The organism is Pseudomonas putida (genome assembly GCA_041879295.1).
GTDB lineage: Bacteria > Pseudomonadota > Gammaproteobacteria > Pseudomonadales > Pseudomonadaceae > Aquipseudomonas > Aquipseudomonas putida_Y.
The window spans coordinates 3,298,155-3,316,292 of sequence record CP047152.1 but is presented as its reverse complement, the minus strand read 5'-3'; the positions used below and the strand labels follow the sequence as shown (position 1 = coordinate 3,316,292).

At 63.9% G+C, this 18,138-nt stretch carries 15 protein-coding genes and 1 riboswitch; of the genes, 8 read left to right on the top strand and 7 right to left on the bottom strand.

Annotated features, from left to right (window positions below; translation table 11 throughout):
- The first annotated feature begins 19 nt into the window (after positions 1–19).
- Positions 20–448, top strand: coding sequence for a multidrug/biocide efflux PACE transporter (locus GST84_15255; protein ID XGB13609.1), 429 nt, complete (start codon positions 20–22; stop codon positions 446–448).
- Between the two features lie 178 nt (positions 449–626).
- On the opposite strand, the gene GST84_15250 is transcribed toward GST84_15255, so the two are convergent.
- The 3 genes from GST84_15250 to GST84_15240 all read right to left on the bottom strand — a co-directional run bounded on the left by GST84_15250 (position 627) and on the right by GST84_15240 (position 3,894).
- On the bottom strand, positions 627–1,646 hold the full coding sequence (locus tag GST84_15250; GenBank protein ID XGB13608.1) for a branched-chain amino acid aminotransferase: 1,020 nt from the start codon (positions 1,644–1,646) through the stop codon (positions 627–629).
- Between the two features lie 136 nt (positions 1,647–1,782).
- Positions 1,783–3,360: an ATP-binding cassette domain-containing protein gene (locus GST84_15245; GenBank protein ID XGB13607.1), complete on the bottom strand. Its 1,578-nt coding sequence runs from the start codon at positions 3,358–3,360 to the stop codon at positions 1,783–1,785.
- Between the two features lie 171 nt (positions 3,361–3,531).
- Entirely contained in the window at positions 3,532–3,894 is a 363-nt protein-coding gene (locus GST84_15240; GenBank protein ID XGB13606.1) for a hypothetical protein, read from the bottom strand.
- Between the two features lie 249 nt (positions 3,895–4,143).
- A riboswitch (cobalamin riboswitch) is annotated at positions 4,144–4,361 on the top strand.
- 99 nt (positions 4,362–4,460) lie between these two features.
- On the opposite strand from GST84_15240, the gene cobW reads away from it, so the two are divergent.
- From cobW to GST84_15220, 4 genes are all read left to right on the top strand, one after another.
- Positions 4,461–5,528 (top strand): cobalamin biosynthesis protein CobW, encoded by a 1,068-nt coding sequence (cobW, locus tag GST84_15235; GenBank protein XGB13605.1) that lies wholly within the window; start codon positions 4,461–4,463, stop codon positions 5,526–5,528.
- Positions 5,529–5,531: 3 nt separating this feature from the next.
- Positions 5,532–9,293: a cobaltochelatase subunit CobN gene (gene cobN, locus GST84_15230; GenBank protein ID XGB13604.1), complete on the top strand. Its 3,762-nt coding sequence runs from the start codon at positions 5,532–5,534 to the stop codon at positions 9,291–9,293.
- Between the two features lies 1 nt (position 9,294).
- Positions 9,295–10,317 carry an AAA domain-containing protein gene (locus GST84_15225; protein ID XGB13603.1) on the top strand — a complete coding sequence of 341 codons (1,023 nt, stop codon included), beginning with the start codon at positions 9,295–9,297 and terminating at the stop codon, positions 10,315–10,317.
- A gap of 77 nt (positions 10,318–10,394) precedes the next feature.
- Positions 10,395–10,985 (top strand): VWA domain-containing protein, encoded by a 591-nt coding sequence (locus GST84_15220; GenBank protein ID XGB13602.1) that lies wholly within the window; start codon positions 10,395–10,397, stop codon positions 10,983–10,985.
- Between the two features lie 106 nt (positions 10,986–11,091).
- Here GST84_15220 and GST84_15215 read toward each other — a convergent pair whose 3' ends face one another.
- On the bottom strand, positions 11,092–11,358 hold the full coding sequence (locus tag GST84_15215; protein XGB13601.1) for a hypothetical protein: 267 nt from the start codon (positions 11,356–11,358) through the stop codon (positions 11,092–11,094).
- A 341-nt stretch (positions 11,359–11,699) separates the two neighbouring features.
- Here GST84_15215 and GST84_15210 point away from each other — a divergent pair, with 341 nt between their 5' ends.
- Positions 11,700–13,025, top strand: a complete 1,326-nt coding sequence (locus GST84_15210; GenBank protein ID XGB13600.1) for an AAA domain-containing protein — start codon at positions 11,700–11,702, stop codon at positions 13,023–13,025.
- A gap of 336 nt (positions 13,026–13,361) precedes the next feature.
- Here GST84_15210 and GST84_15205 read toward each other — a convergent pair whose 3' ends face one another.
- Positions 13,362–15,362 carry a collagenase-like protease gene (locus GST84_15205; GenBank protein XGB13599.1) on the bottom strand — a complete coding sequence of 667 codons (2,001 nt, stop codon included), beginning with the start codon at positions 15,360–15,362 and terminating at the stop codon, positions 13,362–13,364.
- 212 nt (positions 15,363–15,574) lie between these two features.
- Complete coding sequence (locus tag GST84_15200) at positions 15,575–15,955, bottom strand: RidA family protein (protein XGB13598.1); 381 nt, start codon at positions 15,953–15,955, stop codon at positions 15,575–15,577.
- A 136-nt stretch (positions 15,956–16,091) separates the two neighbouring features.
- Between GST84_15200 and GST84_15195 the strand changes: the two genes are divergently transcribed.
- Positions 16,092–16,784: a tRNA (adenine-N(1))-methyltransferase gene (locus GST84_15195; protein ID XGB13597.1), complete on the top strand. Its 693-nt coding sequence runs from the start codon at positions 16,092–16,094 to the stop codon at positions 16,782–16,784.
- Position 16,785: 1 nt separating this feature from the next.
- Here GST84_15195 and GST84_15190 read toward each other — a convergent pair whose 3' ends face one another.
- Positions 16,786–17,046, bottom strand: coding sequence for a DUF2790 domain-containing protein (locus tag GST84_15190; protein XGB13596.1), 261 nt, complete (start codon positions 17,044–17,046; stop codon positions 16,786–16,788).
- A 114-nt stretch (positions 17,047–17,160) separates the two neighbouring features.
- Here GST84_15190 and GST84_15185 point away from each other — a divergent pair, with 114 nt between their 5' ends.
- Positions 17,161–18,093 (top strand): LysR family transcriptional regulator, encoded by a 933-nt coding sequence (locus tag GST84_15185; protein XGB13595.1) that lies wholly within the window; start codon positions 17,161–17,163, stop codon positions 18,091–18,093.
- The last annotated feature ends 45 nt before the right edge of the window (positions 18,094–18,138 follow it).

Sequence of the window (18,138 nt, the reverse complement as noted above, 5' to 3'; positions counted from 1 at the left end):
GCAATGGATGGAATTTGCAATGAAAAACGTGTCTTTCACCGAACGCCTGGTCCACGCGGTTGGCTATGAAGTTTTCGCGGTACTGCTGTGTGCGCCGCTGCTGTCCTGGATCATGGGCAGGTCATTGGCAACGGCGGGCGCGCTGGCGGTGACCCTGTCGGTAATCGCCATGTTGTGGAACATGGCCTACAACGCACTGGTCGATCGCTGGGTGCAAACCGAACGCATCAACTGGAAGGCCAGTATGCGTTTCGTGCACGGTCTTGGCTTCGAAGCCGGTCTGGTGGTGTGGTGCCTGCCGGTGGCGGCTTGGATGCTGGAGATTTCGCTGCTGCAGGCGTTCATGGTGGAGCTGGGCTTCTTCGTGATCATCCTGCCCTACACCGTGGTGTACAACTGGGCGTTCGACAAAGCCCGGCACCTGCTGGTGCAGCGGCACCTGGCATGATTCTGCAACCCTGCGCGGTTCACTGATCGGGGGCACAGGTCGGTGGTTGGGCGCAGCTGGTGCCATGCCCCGCGCCGCCTGCTTTGCGGGTAAAAACCGCTCGAGGTGACCGTATAAACCCAAGAAAAACGGGGCATGCCATTACTGGCATGCCCCGTTTTCATACAGCTGATGCGCCTCAGGCGACCTTGACGATCCAGCCTGCCGGTGCCTCTACATCACCGCTCTGGATACCGGTCAGCTCGTTGTAGAGCTTCTGGGTAACCGGGCCGACCTTTTCCAGGTCGTGGAACACGTGCAGCTTGCCGTTGTACTCGATGCCGCCGATTGGGGTGATCACGGCTGCGGTGCCGCAGGCACCGGCTTCGACGAAGCGGTCCAGCTTGCTGATCTCGACATCGCCTTCGATCACGGTCAGGCCCAGACGCGATTGCGCCAGCTCCATCAGCGAGAGGCGGGTGATGCCTGGCAGCACCGAGGCCGATTTCGGGGTGACGAACTCGTTGTTGGCGGTGATGCCGAAGAAGTTGGCCGAACCGACTTCCTCGATCTTGGTGTGGGTCAGCGGGTCGAGGTAGATGGCATCGGCGAAGTTGGCCTTCTTCGCTTCCGCGCCCGGCTGCAGGCTGGCAGCGTAGTTGCCACCGACCTTGGCCGCGCCGGTGCCCTGCGGGGCTGCACGGTCGAAGCTGGAAATCTGGAAGTTGTGCGGCTTCATGCCGCCCTTGAAGTACGAACCAACCGGGATGGCGAACACCGAGAAGATGAACTCGGGGGCGGTGCGCACGCCAATGTTGTCGCCGGTGCCGATCACGAACGGGCGCAGGTACAGGGCGCCTTTGCCGTGCGGTGGCACGAACTTTTCGTTGGCCTTGACCACTTGCTTGCAGGCTTCGATGAAAACATCGGTCGGCACGTGCGGCATCAGCAGGCGTGCACAGCTGCGCTGCATGCGGGCGGCGTTCTGGTCCGGGCGGAACAGGTTGATCGAGCCGTCCTTGCAACGGTAGGCCTTCAGGCCTTCGAAGCACTGCTGGCCGTAGTGCAGGGCCGTGGAGCCTTCACTGATGTGCAGTACGTTGTCTTCGGTCAGGGTGCCCTTGTCCCACTCGCCATTGCGCCATACGGACAGGTAGCGTTTGTCGGTCTTGATGTAGTCGAAACCCAGCTTGTCCCAATTAATGCTTTCGTTGCTCATGACACCCTCATTGTCTTGCAAGTGCCCGATCGCTCGGGCTGCTGTTATATGCGCACCATGCCACCTTAAACCATCCTTGGCGGATCGGGAACGGCCAGTCACGAATTGATAGGCTGCGATGCTTTTTTTTCGGTTTCTACAACCGCAAGTACTCATCCAGCGCCAGGTTTTCCAGCAATACCGCATCATGGGACGCCACTATCAGCGCCCCGCGAAACTGCCCAAGCATGTGTTCCAGGGCTGTCAGCGATGGCAGGTCCAGGTGGTTGCCGGGTTCGTCCAACAGCAACAGGTCGAGCGGCCGTTCGCGGTACAGCACGGCGGCCAGCGCCGCCTTCATACGCTCGCCGCCGCTAAGCAGGCCACTGGGCAGTTCGATACGGGGCGCATCCAGGCCCAGTTGCGCCAGGCGGCTGCGCAATTTTCCCTGGGCCAGCGTCGGGTTGGCTTGGCGTAGGTGTTCGAGCACGCTACGGTTGCCTGGCAGGGTGCTGCAGTGCTGGTCGAGCAGGGCGGTCTCACCACTGAGGCGCACGTTGTCGGGCGATGCCGGCAATTCCCCATTCAGCAGCCTGAGCAGGGTGGACTTGCCACTGCCATTGGCGCCGATCAGTCCTACGCGCTGGCCCAGGCACAAGCGCAGGTCAAGCGCTTTACGGGTGCCATGGGGCAAGCAAAGTGCCTGCAAGGCCAACACTTCTCGGCCCGGATGACGCTGAGGGGTGGGCGCGTGCAAGGTAATAGCGCTGTCTTGCTCCACCTCGCGGGCGGCGTCACGCACTTTGCCCAATAGCGTTTGCCGAGCATCGCGATGGTCGCGGCGCTGCTTGCCGGCAGTGGCCTGGCTGCGCTCCTGCTTGCGGTCGACCAGAATCTTGGCCTGGTTGGTGTGCTTGGCTTGGCGCCCGGCCCGAGCCTGATGGCGCTCCAGGTCTTCGCGTTGGCGCTGCAGTTCACGGGCCTGGCGTTGCTGCTCCTGCTTCAGCCGGGCAAGTTGCTGCTGGGCCTGCGCCGTCTGGTTGGCTTTTTGCGCACTATAGAGGCTGTAGTTGCCACCATAGGCCTGCAAGCCCAGGCTGGATAGTTCGACAATGCGTGCCATGTGCGCCAGCAGGCTGCGGTCGTGGCTGATCACCAGCAAGCCACGGTCCCAGGCTTCGATCATGCTCAGCAACTGGGCGCGGGCGTTGCTGTCCAGGTGATTGCTTGGCTCGTCGAGGATCAGGTAATCGGCATCGCTGAGCCACGCGCCAATCAGTGCCACGCGCATGGCTTGGCCACCGCTCAGGGTCCGAGCGGGCTGGCGCCAGTCAAGTTGACCCAGGCCGTGGCCCTGAAGCTGCAGTTGCAATTGCTCGCGCATATCCCAGCGCTCGCCAACGGTGTCGAAATCCTGGGGCTTGATGCTGCCTTGCTCGATGCGTTCCAGCGCCGCAATCACCGGCCCCACTTGAGCCAGGTCGGCCAGCGTGGCGCTGCGCTCGATGACTTGCTGATCCAGCAAGTGGACAGGCCCGAGGCGCCGACAATGGCCGCTGCTCGGTTCACGCTGGCCGGCAAGAATCTGCCCTAGCAGGCTTTTGCCCACGCCATTGCGCCCGACCAGGCCGGTGCGGCGTTGGTCGAAGGTTTCGTTGAGGTTGCTAAACAGCGGCCTGCCATCAGGCAAGACCAAGGAAACGCTGTCCAGCGTCAGAATCGACGTGTTCGTCATGTACATCTCCACAAATGCCGCGACATCTCCGGAACGAACCGGAGGCTGAAGACTGGCCGTCGAACGGACGGCGGCATCAATGGCGCATTGGACGAACACCTCGTAATTTAGGGAATGCGTAGCCTAACGGACCGTTTGGGGCCGGGTAAAGCACCGGCTGCCGGTTGGGGCTCAGCGCTGCGTCTGCAAGCGCTTGGCCCAGTCTCCGCCGTGGCCGTGCGCGCAGGCCTCTTCACTGTCGAATCGCACATGCCAGGCCGGATGGTCCAGCTCAATGCCGGCTTGCTCCAGCGCCAGGCCGGTAAGCGCCAGCATGCGCGCCTTCGCATCACCGACCACGGCCGCTGCCTTGTCGGCCTCTTGCTCGAATACCCAGGTGATACGCAGGCTGCTCGGAAAGTCCTCGGGGTCGAGGCGATGGGTAAGCCAACTGAAGCCGACAATCTCCGCCTTGGCGGCTTCGCAGGCATCGGTCAGGCACGCGACCAACTCCCGCTCCAGGCGACTTATCTCGCGTTTGCCCAATGCCTTCATGGGTTGGCCTCGTCATCGATCTGCTGGCAAAAGCGCAGGCGGTTGCCGAACGGGTCTTGCCCCTGCATCTGCAGAAAATCCAGGTAAAAAGCCTTGGCCTTGTCGGCGGAGAACATGCGCAATACCGGTAGGGCGGGGGCGAGGGGCATGGGGCGTCCTTGTCCGTTGAAAAAGTGCCACTGTAGCGCAGTTGCTGCCCTTATGGTCGACCAGCCGGCAGCAATGGTTGACCACCCGCCAGCCACTGCGTAGCCTTGCCCACTTCGAGGTTCTTCGGCATGGCCGGAGCTAAGACGGGAACGCGGTACAAGCCGCGGCTGCCCCCGCAACTGTAAGCACCGACAACGGATCGACACAGCCACTGCGCCAGCGCGCGGGAAGGCGTCATCCCGCCAGCCTGCCGTTCAACTGAACGGGGGCATGGAACGGTGCAAGCCAGGAGACCTGCCTCGTCACGTTTTCGACTTTCAACCGGGCGGGGTGATCCGGTGGCGAACAAGCCCGGCCGGTCTGGCCCGCGGCTGTCGTCCTGCATGCCCGCGCCACACTGCCAAGGGCAATGCGACATGAAAACACTGGCCAAGCTCCCCGTCACCATCGTCACCGGCTTCCTCGGCTCGGGCAAGACCACCTTGCTGCGCCACATGCTCGACAACGCCCAGGGCCGCCGCATTGCGGTCATCGTCAACGAGTTCGGCGAACTGGGCATCGATGGCGAAATCCTCAAGCAGTGCAGCATCGGGTGCACCGAGGAAGAAGCCAGCGGCCGCGTCTACGAACTGGCCAACGGTTGCCTGTGCTGCACCGTGCAGGAAGAATTCTTCCCGGTGATGCGCGAGCTGGTGGCACGCCGTGGCGACCTCGACCACATTCTCATCGAAACCAGCGGCCTGGCCCTGCCCAAACCATTGGTACAAGCGTTCCAGTGGCCGGAAATCCGCAATGCCTGCACCGTCGATGCGGTCATCACCGTGGTCGACAGCCCGGCCGTGGCCGCTGGCACCTTCGCCGCCTACCCGGACCAGGTCGATGCCCAGCGCAAGCTCGACCCTAACCTGGACCATGAATCGCCCCTGCACGAGCTGTTCGCTGACCAGCTGGCCAGCGCCGACCTGGTGGTGTTGAACAAGGCCGACCTGATCGACGCCGAAGGCCTGGCCAAGGTGCGTGCCGAGGTGGCCGAAGAACTGCCGCCGGCGGTGAAAGTGATCGAGGCCAGCAGCGGCAAGCTGCCACTGGACGTGCTGCTGGGCGTGGGTGCCGAGTCCGAGTCACATATCGATGGCCGTCGAACTCACCACGATTCCCACCACGACGGCGACGATCATGACGATCATGACCACGACGCTTTCGATTCCATCTCCATCGACCTGCCTGAAGCCGACGAAAGCCTGCTGCTCGATGCGCTGACCCAGCTGGTGGTGGAGTTCGGTATCCTGCGCGCCAAAGGCTTCGCCGCCATCCCGGGCAAGCCGATGCGCCTGCTGGTACAAGGCGTGGGCACCCGTTTCGACAAGCACTTCGACCGCGCCTGGCGCGCCGACGAGCCGCGCATCACCCGCCTGGTGCTGATCGGCCAGGACCTCGATGCTGCCCAGCTGGAGGCGCGCCTGCGCCAGGCGCTGGGCGCCTGACCCATGCACCTGCTGCGGACTCAGCCCGGTGGTTTCGTACCGGATGACAGCATTGCCGACCTCGGCCAGACACCCGCCGAGCTGGTGATTCTCTGCAGCGGCGATTCACACCTGGCATTGCTCGCCGACACCGCCGAGCAATTGCCCGAAGACTTTCCCAGCCTGCGCCTGGCCAACCCGATGCAGGTGCAGAACCATGCCTCGGTCGACCTGTATGTCGACCAGGTGCTGCGTCACGCCAAGGTCATCCTGGTGTCGCTGCACGGTGGCGTTGGCTACTGGCGCTACGGCGTCGAACAACTGGTCGAGCTGGCCGCCCGTGGCGTGCAGCTGATTCTGGTGCCGGGCGACGACCGCCCGGACCCGGAGCTGACCAGCCTGGGCAACGTCCGCGGTGAGCAGGCCGAGCGGCTTTGGCATTACCTGCGCCAGGGCGGCAAGGCCAACGCCATCAACCTGTTCAACTGCCTGGCCAGCCAGTGGCTGGGCCGCGACTATGCCTGGGACGAACCGCAGCCTTTGCCGCGCACGGCGGTCTATCACCCGGCCAACGGCAGCGCGACACTCGAGGACTGGTACCCGCACTGGCACCCCGAACAGCCGGTGGCGCCGTTACTGTTCTACCGCTCGCACCTGCAAGCGGCCAATACCGCCTTCATCGACGTGTTCTGCCAGCGCCTGCAGGCTGCCGGCCTGAACCCGTTGCCGATCGCCGTGGCCAGCCTCAAGGAAAGCGCCTGCCTGGAACAGGTCGAAGCCTGGCTGGACGAGGTCGGCGCCGAAGTGCTGGTCAATACCACCGGTTTCGCCTTGTCCAGCCCCGAGCGCCCCAACCTGCGCCCGTTCCGCCGCGACATCCCGGTGCTTCAGGCCATCTGTGCGCAGGACAACCAGCCTGGCTGGGAAGCCAGCGAGCAGGGCCTGGGCGCGCGCGACCTGGCCATGCACATTGCATTGCCGGAGCTGGACGGGCGCATCATCACGCGCCCGGTCAGTTTCAAGGACATGGCCTGGCGCAGCGAGCGCAGTCAGTCCGATGTCGTCTGCTACCGCGCCCACCCCGAGCGCATGGACTTTGTCGCCGAATTGGCCCGCCGCTGGGTCGAGCTGGCCCGCCTGCCCAATGCCCAGAAGCGTGTAGCCCTGGTGCTGGCCAACTACCCGACCCGGGATGGTCGCATTGGTAATGGTGTCGGCCTGGACACGCCCGCCGCCGCACTCAACATCCTCAAGGCGCTGCAGGCCGAAGGCTACCCGCTGGCCGAATTGCCGGGCAGCGGTACGCAACTGATCCACCAGTTGCTCGGTGGCGTGACCAACGACCTCGACCACCTCGACCAGCGCCCCTGTGCCCAGAGCCTGAGCCTGGCCGATTACCAGGTGGCCTTCGAGCGCCTGCCGCAGGCCAACCGCCAGGCAGTGCTGGAACGCTGGGGGCCGCCCGAACAGGACCCGATGTACCGCAGCGGCCGGTTGATGGTTGCCGGCCTGCGCTTTGGCTTGACCTTCGTTGGTATCCAGCCGGCGCGGGGCTACCAGGTGGACCCTAGCGCGGTGTATCACGACCCTGACCTGGTGCCACCGCACGGCTACCTGGCGTTTCACTTCTGGCTGCGTCACGCATTTGCCGCCGATGCGGTGATCCACGTCGGCAAGCATGGCAACCTCGAATGGTTGCCCGGCAAAGGCGTCGGGCTGTCGGAGCAGTGCTGGCCGGACGCGCTGCTGGGTCCGCTGCCGAACATCTACCCGTTCATCGTCAACGACCCGGGCGAGGGCGCCCAGGCCAAGCGCCGTACCCAGGCGGTGATCATCGACCACCTGATGCCGCCGCTGACCCGTGCTGAAACCTATGGCCCGCTGCGCCACCTGGAACAACTGGCCGACGAATTCTACGAAGCGCAGTTGCTCGACCCTCGGCGTGCCCGCGAGTTGCAGCGTGACATCCTCGAGCTGGTCAAGGCCAACCACATCGACCGTGAGTTGCAACTGGAAGGGCAACTGGACGATGCGGCGCTCTGGCTGCCGCGCCTGGATACCTACCTGTGCGACCTGAAGGAGTCGCAAATTCGCGATGGCCTGCACGTGTTTGGTCAGTCACCTGAAGGGCGGCTGCGCCTGGATACGCTGCTGGCATTGTTGCGGGTCGAGCGTGGCGACGGCCGTGGCGGCAATGCCAGCCTGCTGCGGGCTTTGGCCAAAGCACTGGTGCCGGGCTGGGACCCGCTCGATTGCGACCTTGGGCAGCCGTGGCAGGGCATGCGCCCTGAACAGCTGCTGGCCATGAGCAATGAACCCTGGCGCACCTGTGGCGATACCCGCGAGCGCCTTGAGCTGTTGGCACTGCAGGTGATTGGGCAGGCACTGGAGGGCACAGTAAAGTTACCCGACCTGAGTGAGTGGCAACCGGTGCACGCTGTCGTGCAGGCCCTGTGTGAGGCGGTCGCACCCAGCCTGGACGCCTGCGGCACGGCTGAAATGCATGGCCTACTGGCGGCACTGGCCGGGCGCTTCGTGCCCGCCGGCCCCAGTGGTGCGCCAAGCCGAGGGCGCCTCGATGTGCTGCCCACCGGCCGCAACTTCTATACCGTGGACGTGCGCAACCTGCCCACCACCACGGCCTGGCGCCTGGGCTTCGCCTCGGCCAGCCTGATCCTCGAACGCCATTTGCAGGACCACGGCGACCACTTGCGTCAGCTCGGCCTGTCGGTATGGGGCACGGCGACCATGCGCACCGGCGGCGACGACATCGCGCAGGCCATGGCGCTGATGGGCGTGCGGCCTGTATGGGCTACCGGCAGCCAGCGCGTGGACGACTTCGAAATCTTGCCGTTGAGCCTGCTCGACCGCCCGCGGGTGGATGTGACCTTGCGCGTTTCCGGCTTCTTCCGTGATGCCTTCGGCAACCTGATCCGCCTGTTCGACGCCGCCGTGCAGGCAGTGGCCGCGCTGGACGAACCTGACGACCTCAACCCCTTGGCTGCCCGCGTGCGCAGCGAACGGGCAGCGCTGCAGGCTCAGGGCGTGGATGCCGAGCAGGCCGCGCGTCAGGCAGGCTGGCGGGTGTTCGGTGCCAAACCTGGCGCTTACGGTGCCGGGGTGCAGAACGCCATCGATGGGCGCTTGTGGAACAGTCGCGACGACCTGGCTGAGGTCTACCTCAACCACGGCGGCTATGCCTACGGTGGCAGCGACGACGGCACCCCGGCCCGCGCCCAGTTCGCCCAGCGCCTGGCCAAGGTGCAGGCGGTGCTGCAGAACCAGGACAACCACGAGCACGACCTGCTCGATTCCAACGATTACTACCAGTTCCAGGGCGGCATGCTGGCGGCCTCGGAAACCCTGTCCGGGGCGGTGGTGGCCAGCTACCATGGCGACCACAGCCAGGCCGACCGGCCGCGCATCCGTACCCTCAAGGAAGAGCTGAACCGGGTGATCCGTGCCCGTGCGCTCAACCCCAAGTGGATCGACGGGGTCAAGCGTCACGGCTACAAGGGTGCCTTCGAGATGGCAGCGACAGTCGACAACCTGTTCGCCTTCGACGCCACCACGCACCTGATCGACGACCATCATTACCAGGGGCTGGCCGATGCCTACGTGCTCGACCCGGCGACCCGCGATTTCATGCGCGAGCACAACCCCGAGGCCTTGCGCGACCTCACCGAGCGCCTGCTGGAGGCCCAGCAGCGCGGCTTGTGGCAGGCGCCGGGCGACTACCGCGAAGCCCTTGAGGAACAATTGCTCGACGGCGAGGAACAGGCTTGAAATGAGTGAACCCGTACAATTTCCGCTGGCGGCCGTGGTCGGTGCAGACGACCTCAAGCTGGCGCTGTGCCTGACCGCCATCGACCCCAGGATCGGTGGTGTGCTGATCGAAGGGCCGCGTGGCATGGCCAAGAGCACCCTGGCCCGTGGCCTGGCCGACCTGCTTGGCGAAGGCCCGTTCGTCACCTTGCCATTGGGCGCCAGTGAGGAGCGGTTGGTCGGCACCCTCGACCTGGATGCCGCGCTAGGGCAGGGCAAGGCGCAGTTTTCTCCGGGCGTGCTGGCCCAGGCTGACGGCGGTGTGCTGTATGTCGATGAGGTCAATCTGCTGCCCGACACCTTGGTCGATCTGTTGCTTGACGTGGCTGCCAGCGGCACAAACCGCGTCGAGCGTGACGGTATCTCGCACCGGCACAGCGCCCGCTTTGTACTGATCGGCACCATGAACCCGGAAGAAGGCGAACTGCGCCCGCAGTTGCTCGACCGTTTCGGATTGAACGTGGCGCTGGAGGGCTTGCCGGAGCCCGAGGCCCGGCAGCAGATCATTCGCCGCCGTCTGGCCTTCGACAGTGACCCTCAGGCGTTCTGCGCACACTGGGCCCAGGCCCAGGCGCAACTGCGCGAGCGCTGCCAGGCGGCGCGCCAGACCTTGGCCGACATTGCCCTGGATGATCAGGCGCTGGCCTGGATTACCGAGCGCTGCTACGCCGCCGGCGTGGACGGCCTGCGCGCCGACCTGGTGTGGCTGCGCGCTGCGCGCGCCCACTGTGCGTGGCGTGGGGCTGCAGCTATCGAAGAAGTGGATGTCGAGGCGGTGGCCGAGTTCGCCTTGCGCCATCGCCGCCGTATGACGCCTCAGGCCAACCCGCCGTCGGCGCCACCGCCGCCTGAGCAGCAGCTCCGTCATCAGAGTGCCGACAACCCTGGCGAACAGAGCGGGCAGGGCGACTGGGGGGCATTGCCGGCACAGCCGGTGGCCAGCGGCGCCCGCCGCGAGGTGCCGAACTGGGCAAAAAAGCCCTGAGCATCCCCCAGCCACCAGCCAGAGGGGCGGATGCCAGAGCGGGCAAAGGCAAGCAGAACGGTACCCGCCGTGGCCCCGTGCGTCATGCGGCGGCTGGCCGGGTGGCCTGGCTGCCGACCTTGCTCAAAGGGCGGCCACGTCTGCGAGAGGACCTGTGCTGGCAGCAGCGCAAGGGCAGGCCTGCAGAGTTGTGGCTGGTGATCGTCGACGCCTCGGCTTCAACCCGGCGTCATCAGGCGTTGGCGCAGACCAAAGGGCTGCTGGCGGCATTGTTCGACCAGGCCTATCGCCAGCGCGCCCGCCTGGCCCTGCTGACTGCCAGCGGGCGCACGCCACAGTGGCAGCGCCACGGGCTGAAGGCATCCGCCGCCTTGCAACCCTGGCTGCAGGCCTTGGGGGCAGGTGGGGGCACGCCGCTGTTGGCCGCACTGGAGCAGGCGCGGCACTGGCTACAGGCGCGGCAGCGAGCGCATCCGCAAGAGGCCTTGCGTTGCCTGGTGTTCACCGACGGTCGCCTGCAGCACTGCAATGCCGTGCAACCGATGCCGTGCGCCACGTTGTTGGTCGATATGGAGCTGGCGCCAGTGCGCCTGGGGCGCGCGCAGCGTCTGGCAGAACAATTGCACGCCGATTACCAGCATTTGCAACAATTCAAGGTGGTGGATTGAAAGGGCGGTTTGCGACACTATGTCGCAATCAGAAAAGTTGTCGCAACAGCAACAGAGAAATTGTACAAGTGCGTGACAGTGCACGCACTTGCTGTGCCGGCCGATATTACTTTGGCATCGACCACGGTTGCAGGTCGTAACCCTTTTCACACAGTTCGGCGCGCACTTCTTCGATCAGGCTGGCCCATTGGGCCGGGTCGGAGTAGATGCGCGACGACACCTGCTTGGCGCCGATGCGGGTGCTGGTCCGGTCGATCACTGCCAAGCTCAGTTCACCAGTACCGTTGGGCGCATCCCAGGCTACGCACTGGAAAGGTTCGAAGGCGTGGTCGGCAATCAGCAGTGCTTCGTTGACACGGAGCGGGGCATTCATGGTTCGGTCTCTCTATGGTCCCAAACATCGAAGTGAAGTCCGCGTTGCTTTAAAGTCGCCTCATGTATCGCGAAGTGCAGCGCGGGGTTGTGTGTACTGATGCTCGTTGTTAGTGGGTAAGTCACACATTGGTTGTAAAATTTTTTTCAGGGGTGACGCTGTTCTTGCCTGCGCCGCCATGTGATGTCGATAAAGTGCGAAAATTCCCGTGGTGGTTTGTAAGAAAATGATTCGGCAGACAAACGGTACTGGGAACCGTCAACTTCGTTGCTACTGTTAAACGAGCGCCACAACTTGCTGTTTTATTTCAAAAAACCAAAAACTGGCGCCAAGGACCGGTCATGCAGCAGCCTGCCGCTCAACGCCGTTTGCTTGTCGTCGACCCCTGCGACGATTGCCACCGTTTGTTACCTGGCCTGCGCAACGCAGGCTGGGATGTGGACAGCTGCATGCTCGGGACTGCGCTGGACCACACTTGCGATGTCGGGCTATTGCGCTTGCAGGCCTCGCACCTGAGGCAGCCGGACGCGGTCAAGGACATGATCAAGCGCAGCAACACCGAATGGATTGCCGTGCTCAGTGCCGACCAGCTGCGCATGCCGGCGTTCGGCGATTTTGTATGTGAATGGTTTTTCGACTTCCATACCCTGCCGTTCGACGTTTCCCGTGTGCAGGTAACCCTGGGCCGGGCCTTCGGCATGGCACGCCTGCGCGGCAAGGGGGCCGTCAAGGTCGATGAGACAACCCATGAGTTGCTCGGCGAAAGCCGGCCTATCCGCGAGTTGCGCAAGTTGCTGGGCAAACTGGCACCCACCGAATCGCCTGTGCTGATCCGCGGTGAGAGCGGCACCGGCAAAGAGCTGGTGGCGCGCACCCTGCACCGCCAGTCGCTACGCAGCGAGCAGCCGTTCATCGCTATCAACTGCGGAGCGATCCCCGAGCACTTGATCCAGTCCGAACTGTTCGGCCATGAGAAGGGCGCCTTTACCGGTGCCCACCAGCGCAAGGCCGGGCGTATCGAAGCGGCCGATGGCGGCACGCTGTTCCTTGATGAAGTCGGCGATTTGCCGTTGGAGTTGCAGGCGAACCTGCTGCGGTTCCTGCAGGAGAAGCACATTGAGCGGGTGGGTGGCAGCCAGCCAATACCGGTGGATGTCCGGGTGCTGGCGGCCACTCATGTGGACCTCGAGCGGGCCATCGAGCAAGGGCGTTTCCGCGAAGACCTGTATTACCGCCTGAACGTCTTGCAAGTGGTTACCGCGCCGTTGCGCGACCGCCATGGTGACCTGTCGATGCTGGCTAGCCATTTCGCCCATTTCTACAGCGTGGAAACCGGGCGTCGGCCACGGTCGTTCAGCGACCATGCCCTGGCGGCGATGGGCCGACATGACTGGCCGGGCAATGTACGCGAGCTGGCCAACCGTGTGCGCCGCGGGCTGGTGCTGGCTGAAGGGCGGCAGATCGAGGCGCAGGACCTGGGGTTGCAGTTGCTTGACCCGGAACAACAGCCGCTCGGCACGCTGGAAGAATACAAGCACCGCGCCGAGCGCCAGGCGTTGTGCGATGTGCTCAACCGGCACAGCGACAACCTGAGCGTGGCGGCCAAGGTGCTGGGCGTCTCGCGGCCGACGTTCTATCGGTTGCTGCACAAGCATCAGATACGCTGAGCGTTGCTGAGGTACGCTTGCGCCGTTCTTTGAAGCCGCTCTTACAGGGAAACCACAACCCCCTGTAGGAGCGGGTTTACCCGCGAAAGGGCCGTGCCTGCTGGCCAATTTCCACCTGCCGTTCACCGTTGTCGCGGCTACCGTATTCGCGGCTAAAGCCGCTCCTACAGGGAACCACAAGCCCGTGTAGGAGCGGGTTTACCCGCGAAAGGGCCGTGCCTGCTGGCCAATTTCCACCTGCCGTTCACCGTTGTCTCGGCTACCGTAGTCGCGGCTAAAGCCGCTCCTACAGGGAAACCACAAGCCCGTGTAGCGAAGAGGCCCTGCCAGGCGAACTCAGTGCGGCCCGCGCGGGATGGTCTTGAGCAAGTCTTCCGGGCTGATATGCCCCACCACCTGGGCCACCGCGCTGCCCGGGGTCGGCAGGTCGATGATGTGGCTCTTCATCTTGCCGATCACATGCATCTCGCACGGCTTGCAGTCGAACTTCAGGGTCAGCACTTCGTCACCCTGAATCAGCTGCATCGGTGCCACCTTGGTGCGCACGCCGGTCACGCCCTTGGCCTGCTTGGGGCACAGGTTGAAGGAGAAGCGCAGGCAGTGCTTGGTGATCATCACCGGCACTTCGCCATGCTCTTCATGGGCTTCATAGGCCGCATCGATCAGTTGCACGCCGTGGCGGTGGTAGAAGTCGCGGGCCTTCTGGTTGTACACGTTGGCCAGGAACGACAGGTGCGACTCGGGGTATACCGGCGGTGGCGTGGTCTCGGCCTTGCGCCCGCCACGTGGATGCGCCTGCACGCGTGCTGCAGTCAGTGCCTCGATGGCTTCGCGGCGCAGGGCCTTGAGCTGCGAGTTGGGAATGAAGTACGCCTGCGGGGCATCCAGTTCGATGCGGTCGGCGTGGTACAGGGTGGTGCCCAATTGGCCGAGCAGGTCGTGCAGCTGCTCCAGTGCCTGCTGCGGCTTGTTGGCTACGCCGAACGGGCCATCCAGGGCCACTTGCACGCTCACGCCTTCTTCACTGCTCAGGGTAAGCATCAAGCGCTGCTCGCGCAGGACTGCGTGCCACTCCACGCCGACCCGGCGTTCGGAGGAGGTGCGTTGCAGGGCCTGCTGCCAGTTGTGGTCGAGGTTGCGCGACAGCGGGTGGTTGGGCCGCAGCTTGTGCAGGCCTTCGGGCATTTCGTTGGGCTCGACGCGATAGCGGTAGCGCTTGTGGCCATCTTCTTCGAATTCGCCACGCGGTTCGGCGATGTTGGCGCGGAAGCCCACCACTTCGCGCTTGACCAGCACATTGAGGCCGTCGCCGTTGGTCAGCGGTACGTCGGTGACCACTTGCATGTCACGCTTGCCGACCTTTTCCACTACGCCCACCGGCAGGCCGGTGAAGGTTGGCGAGTCGAAGGCGCCGATATCGACCTTGCGGTCGGTCACGAAGTAGTCGGTGCTGCCGCGGTGGAAGGTTTTGTCCGGGTCGGGCAGGAAGAAGTGTTCGGTACGGCCGCTGGACGCGCGGGCGTACTGAGGGCGGTCTTCAAGGATGGCATCGAGCTCTTTGCGGTAATGGGCGGTGATGTTCTTCACATAGCCCATGTCCTTGTAGCGGCCCTCGATCTTGAACGAGCGCACGCCGGCATCGACCAGGTCAGCCAGGTTGGCGGTCTGGTTGTTGTCCTTCATCGACAGCAAGTGTTTCTCGAACGCAACCACGCGGCCCTGGTCATCTTTCAGCGTATAGGGCAGGCGGCAGGCTTGCGAGCAATCACCACGGTTGGCGCTGCGGCCGGTCTGCGCATGAGAAATGTTGCATTGGCCGGAGAACGCCACGCACAGCGCGCCGTGGATGAAGAACTCGATGGCAGCATCGGTTTCGGCGGCGATGGCACGGATTTGCTGCAGGTTCAGCTCACGCGCCAGTACCAGTTGCGAGAACCCGGCCTGGTCGAGGAACTTGGCCCGTTCCAGGGTGCGGATGTCGGTCTGGGTGCTGGCATGCAGCTCGATCGGCGGGATGTCCAGCTCCATCACCCCGAGGTCCTGCACGATCAGCGCGTCAACGCCGGCATCGTACAGCTGGTGAATCAGCTTGCGCGCCGGTTCCAGCTCGTTGTCGTGCAGGATGGTGTTGATGGTGGTGAACACGCGTGCATGGTAACGATGGGCGAACTCGACCAGCTCGGCGATATCGCTGACTTCGTTGCAGGCGTTATGGCGCGCGCCAAAGCTCGGGCCGCCGATATAGATGGCGTCAGCGCCGTGCAGGATCGCTTCACGGGCGATGGCCACGTCACGGGCAGGGCTGAGCAGTTCCAGGTGATTCTTTGGAAGGGACATGTCGTTATATTTTCGGGCTGTCACGGTTTAGGCGGGCATTGTAGCGGTGAAACGGGCTGGCGGCATCATTGGGGTGCCGAGAGGTGGGATTGGCTGCGGGCACGCGCAACTGTGGGAGCGGCCTTGTGTCGCGAAAGGGCCGCAGAGCGGCCCCGGCGGTTTTGCGGTCAGTCAACGATGTTGGGGGCGCTGTGCACCCCAACAAGCGCAGCTCAGCGCTTGGCAGCCATTGCCGTCACTTCCACACGCATGCCTTCAAATGCCAGCGAAGCCACACCCACCGCCGCACGCACCGGCCAGGGCTTGCTGAAGAAGCGCTGGTACACTTCGTTGAACGCCGCGCGGTCGGCCATGTCGGTGAGATAGATGGTCAGGTGCAGCACGCGGTCCATACCGCTGCCGGCCTTTTCCAGGGCCACTTTCAGCGCCTGCAGGGTGCATTCGCTCTGCTCGACGATGCCGCCCAGTTCCAGGCTGCCGTCGGCGTGGGTCGGGATTTGCGTGGTGACCAGCACGCCGTTGTACTCGGCAACGTCGGAGGAAATCGACTCGGCATCCGGGTCCGGGGTGTAGATGATGTCTGCATTTGCCATGGTGTGTTCGCCTTGCAACGGAAGGAAAACGGCAAGCCTACGCGAGCGCATCCGCCCGGTCGAGGGTGCCTCGGTGTTTGAAATGCGCGGCGTTCGCCGTCAGAATCGCGGCCGATTGCAAAACCAGGGGTTTACGTTGAACGAACAGACTTTGTCCAGGCGCCTGGAGCGCGTGGCCGCCCATGTACCGCAGGGCGCGCGCTTGGCCGACATTGGCTCGGACCACGGCTACCTGCCGGTGGCCTTGATGCTGCGTGGCGTGCTTGAGGCCGCTATAGCGGGTGAGGTGGCACAGACACCGTTCGCCTCGGCCCAGCGCAATGTGCACAAGAACGGCCTGCAAGAGCGGGTCACCGTGCGCCTGGCCGATGGGCTGGCAGCGGTCGAGCCGCAAGACCGTATCTCGGTGGTGAGCATATGCGGCATGGGCGGCGACACCATGTGCGAGATACTCGAGGCCGGCAAGCAGCGCCTTGGCGGCGTCACGCGCCTGGTACTGCAGCCCAATGGTGGTGAGCGCGAGCTGCGCCAGTGGCTGGCGGGCAATGGTTACCAGATCGTCAGCGAAGAGCTGCTACGGGAAAACCGCTTCGATTACGAGATCATCGTCGCCGAGCCGGGCAGGGTGATGTATAGCGCTGAACAGCTGTACTTCGGCCCCGTGTTGATGCAGGAAAAAAGCGAGGCGTTTGTGGTCAAGTGGCGGCGCATGCTGCGGCAGAAGCAGCAGACCCTGGCCAATTTCCAGCGGGCCCGCGATGCGGTGCCTCAGGCGAAGATCGACGATTTCAATCAGCAGGTGGGCTGGATCACCCAGGTGCTGGCCTGACTCACTGCTGCGAGCAGTTGCCCATTTCCCGGTAGTCGATTTCGCGCTTCTGGCCCTGATGGTCGACGTACACCATGTGTGCGGTGCCCACCTGGCAGTCGGCGGCGTTACTGGCCGGGGTGATGGAAATGACCTTGGCCACGTCCAGCGGCATGCCGTATTCATAGTGGCTGCTGACGGGCTGGTTGTCGCCGGCATCGGCAAAAGCACCGAACGAGGCGAAGGCAGCGGCAATGGCAAGGACAGCGATCGAGCGTTTCATCACAGGCTCCTTTTTTAATGGATGGCTTATGATCTATTCATTGGTCATCCACAATAAATGGGCTAAAACGTGATAGATTCCTGCTTTTAACGCAACAATAAGGAGCGCACCTTCATGGACATGCTGCATGCCATGCGTACCTTCACCCGTGTGGTGGAATGTGGCAGCTTTGCTGCAGCTGCCAATGCTCTGGATATTTCTGCAGCGCAGGTTTCGCGCATCGTTGCCGAGCTGGAGAACCAGCTGCAGACCCGCCTGCTGCACCGCACCACCCGGCGCTTGCGCATGAGCGAGGCGGGTGAGCGGTTTCTGGAGCGTGCGCGGCAGATCATGCTGCTGACCGAAGAAGCCGTGGGCGAAGCGCGAGGGGCGCACCTCACGCCTCGCGGCCATCTGCGTTTGCACTGCCCACACGGCATGGGGCTGTTGCTGATGCCGCTGGTGGCCGGCTACAACACGCTATATCCGGAAGTGGTGATCGAGCTGACGCTGTCGCAGCGCAACCCCGACCCGCTGGCCGAAGGGCATGACGTGGTGATCACTGTGGACGGTGCGCTGCCGGATTCGCAGCTGATCGCTGTGCCGCTGGGCAACATTTTCAGCATCCCCTGCGCGGCCCCCGGTTACCTGGATACTCACGGTGTACCGGAGCGCCCCGAAGACTTGCACGGCCATCGCTGCCTGCGCATGGCTTACCCGATGTACGAAGGTGACTGGGTGTTCCCGCAAGGGGTTGACCAGTGCGTGATCGCCCCGAACGACAGTTTCTCTACCAACGTCGCCGACGCCATGCTGGTGGCCAGCGAGCTGGGCATGGGCATTGGCCTGCTGCCGTTCTACACCGCCAGCGAGGCGATCAGGCAGGGGCGCTTGTGCCGGTTGTTGGCACCGTATCGGCTGCGGGAGAGTGCGCTGTATGCGATGTATCCGTCACGCCACTACCTGGACGCCAAGGTGCGCACCTGGATCGACTACCTCAAGGAACAGTTGCCGGCGTTGTTCGAGGGGCATGCCAGAGTGGTGGATGATGCGCGGTATTGGCGCTGAGGCGAGAAGTTTGCCGCGGTGACATTACTGTGGGAGCGGGCGCGC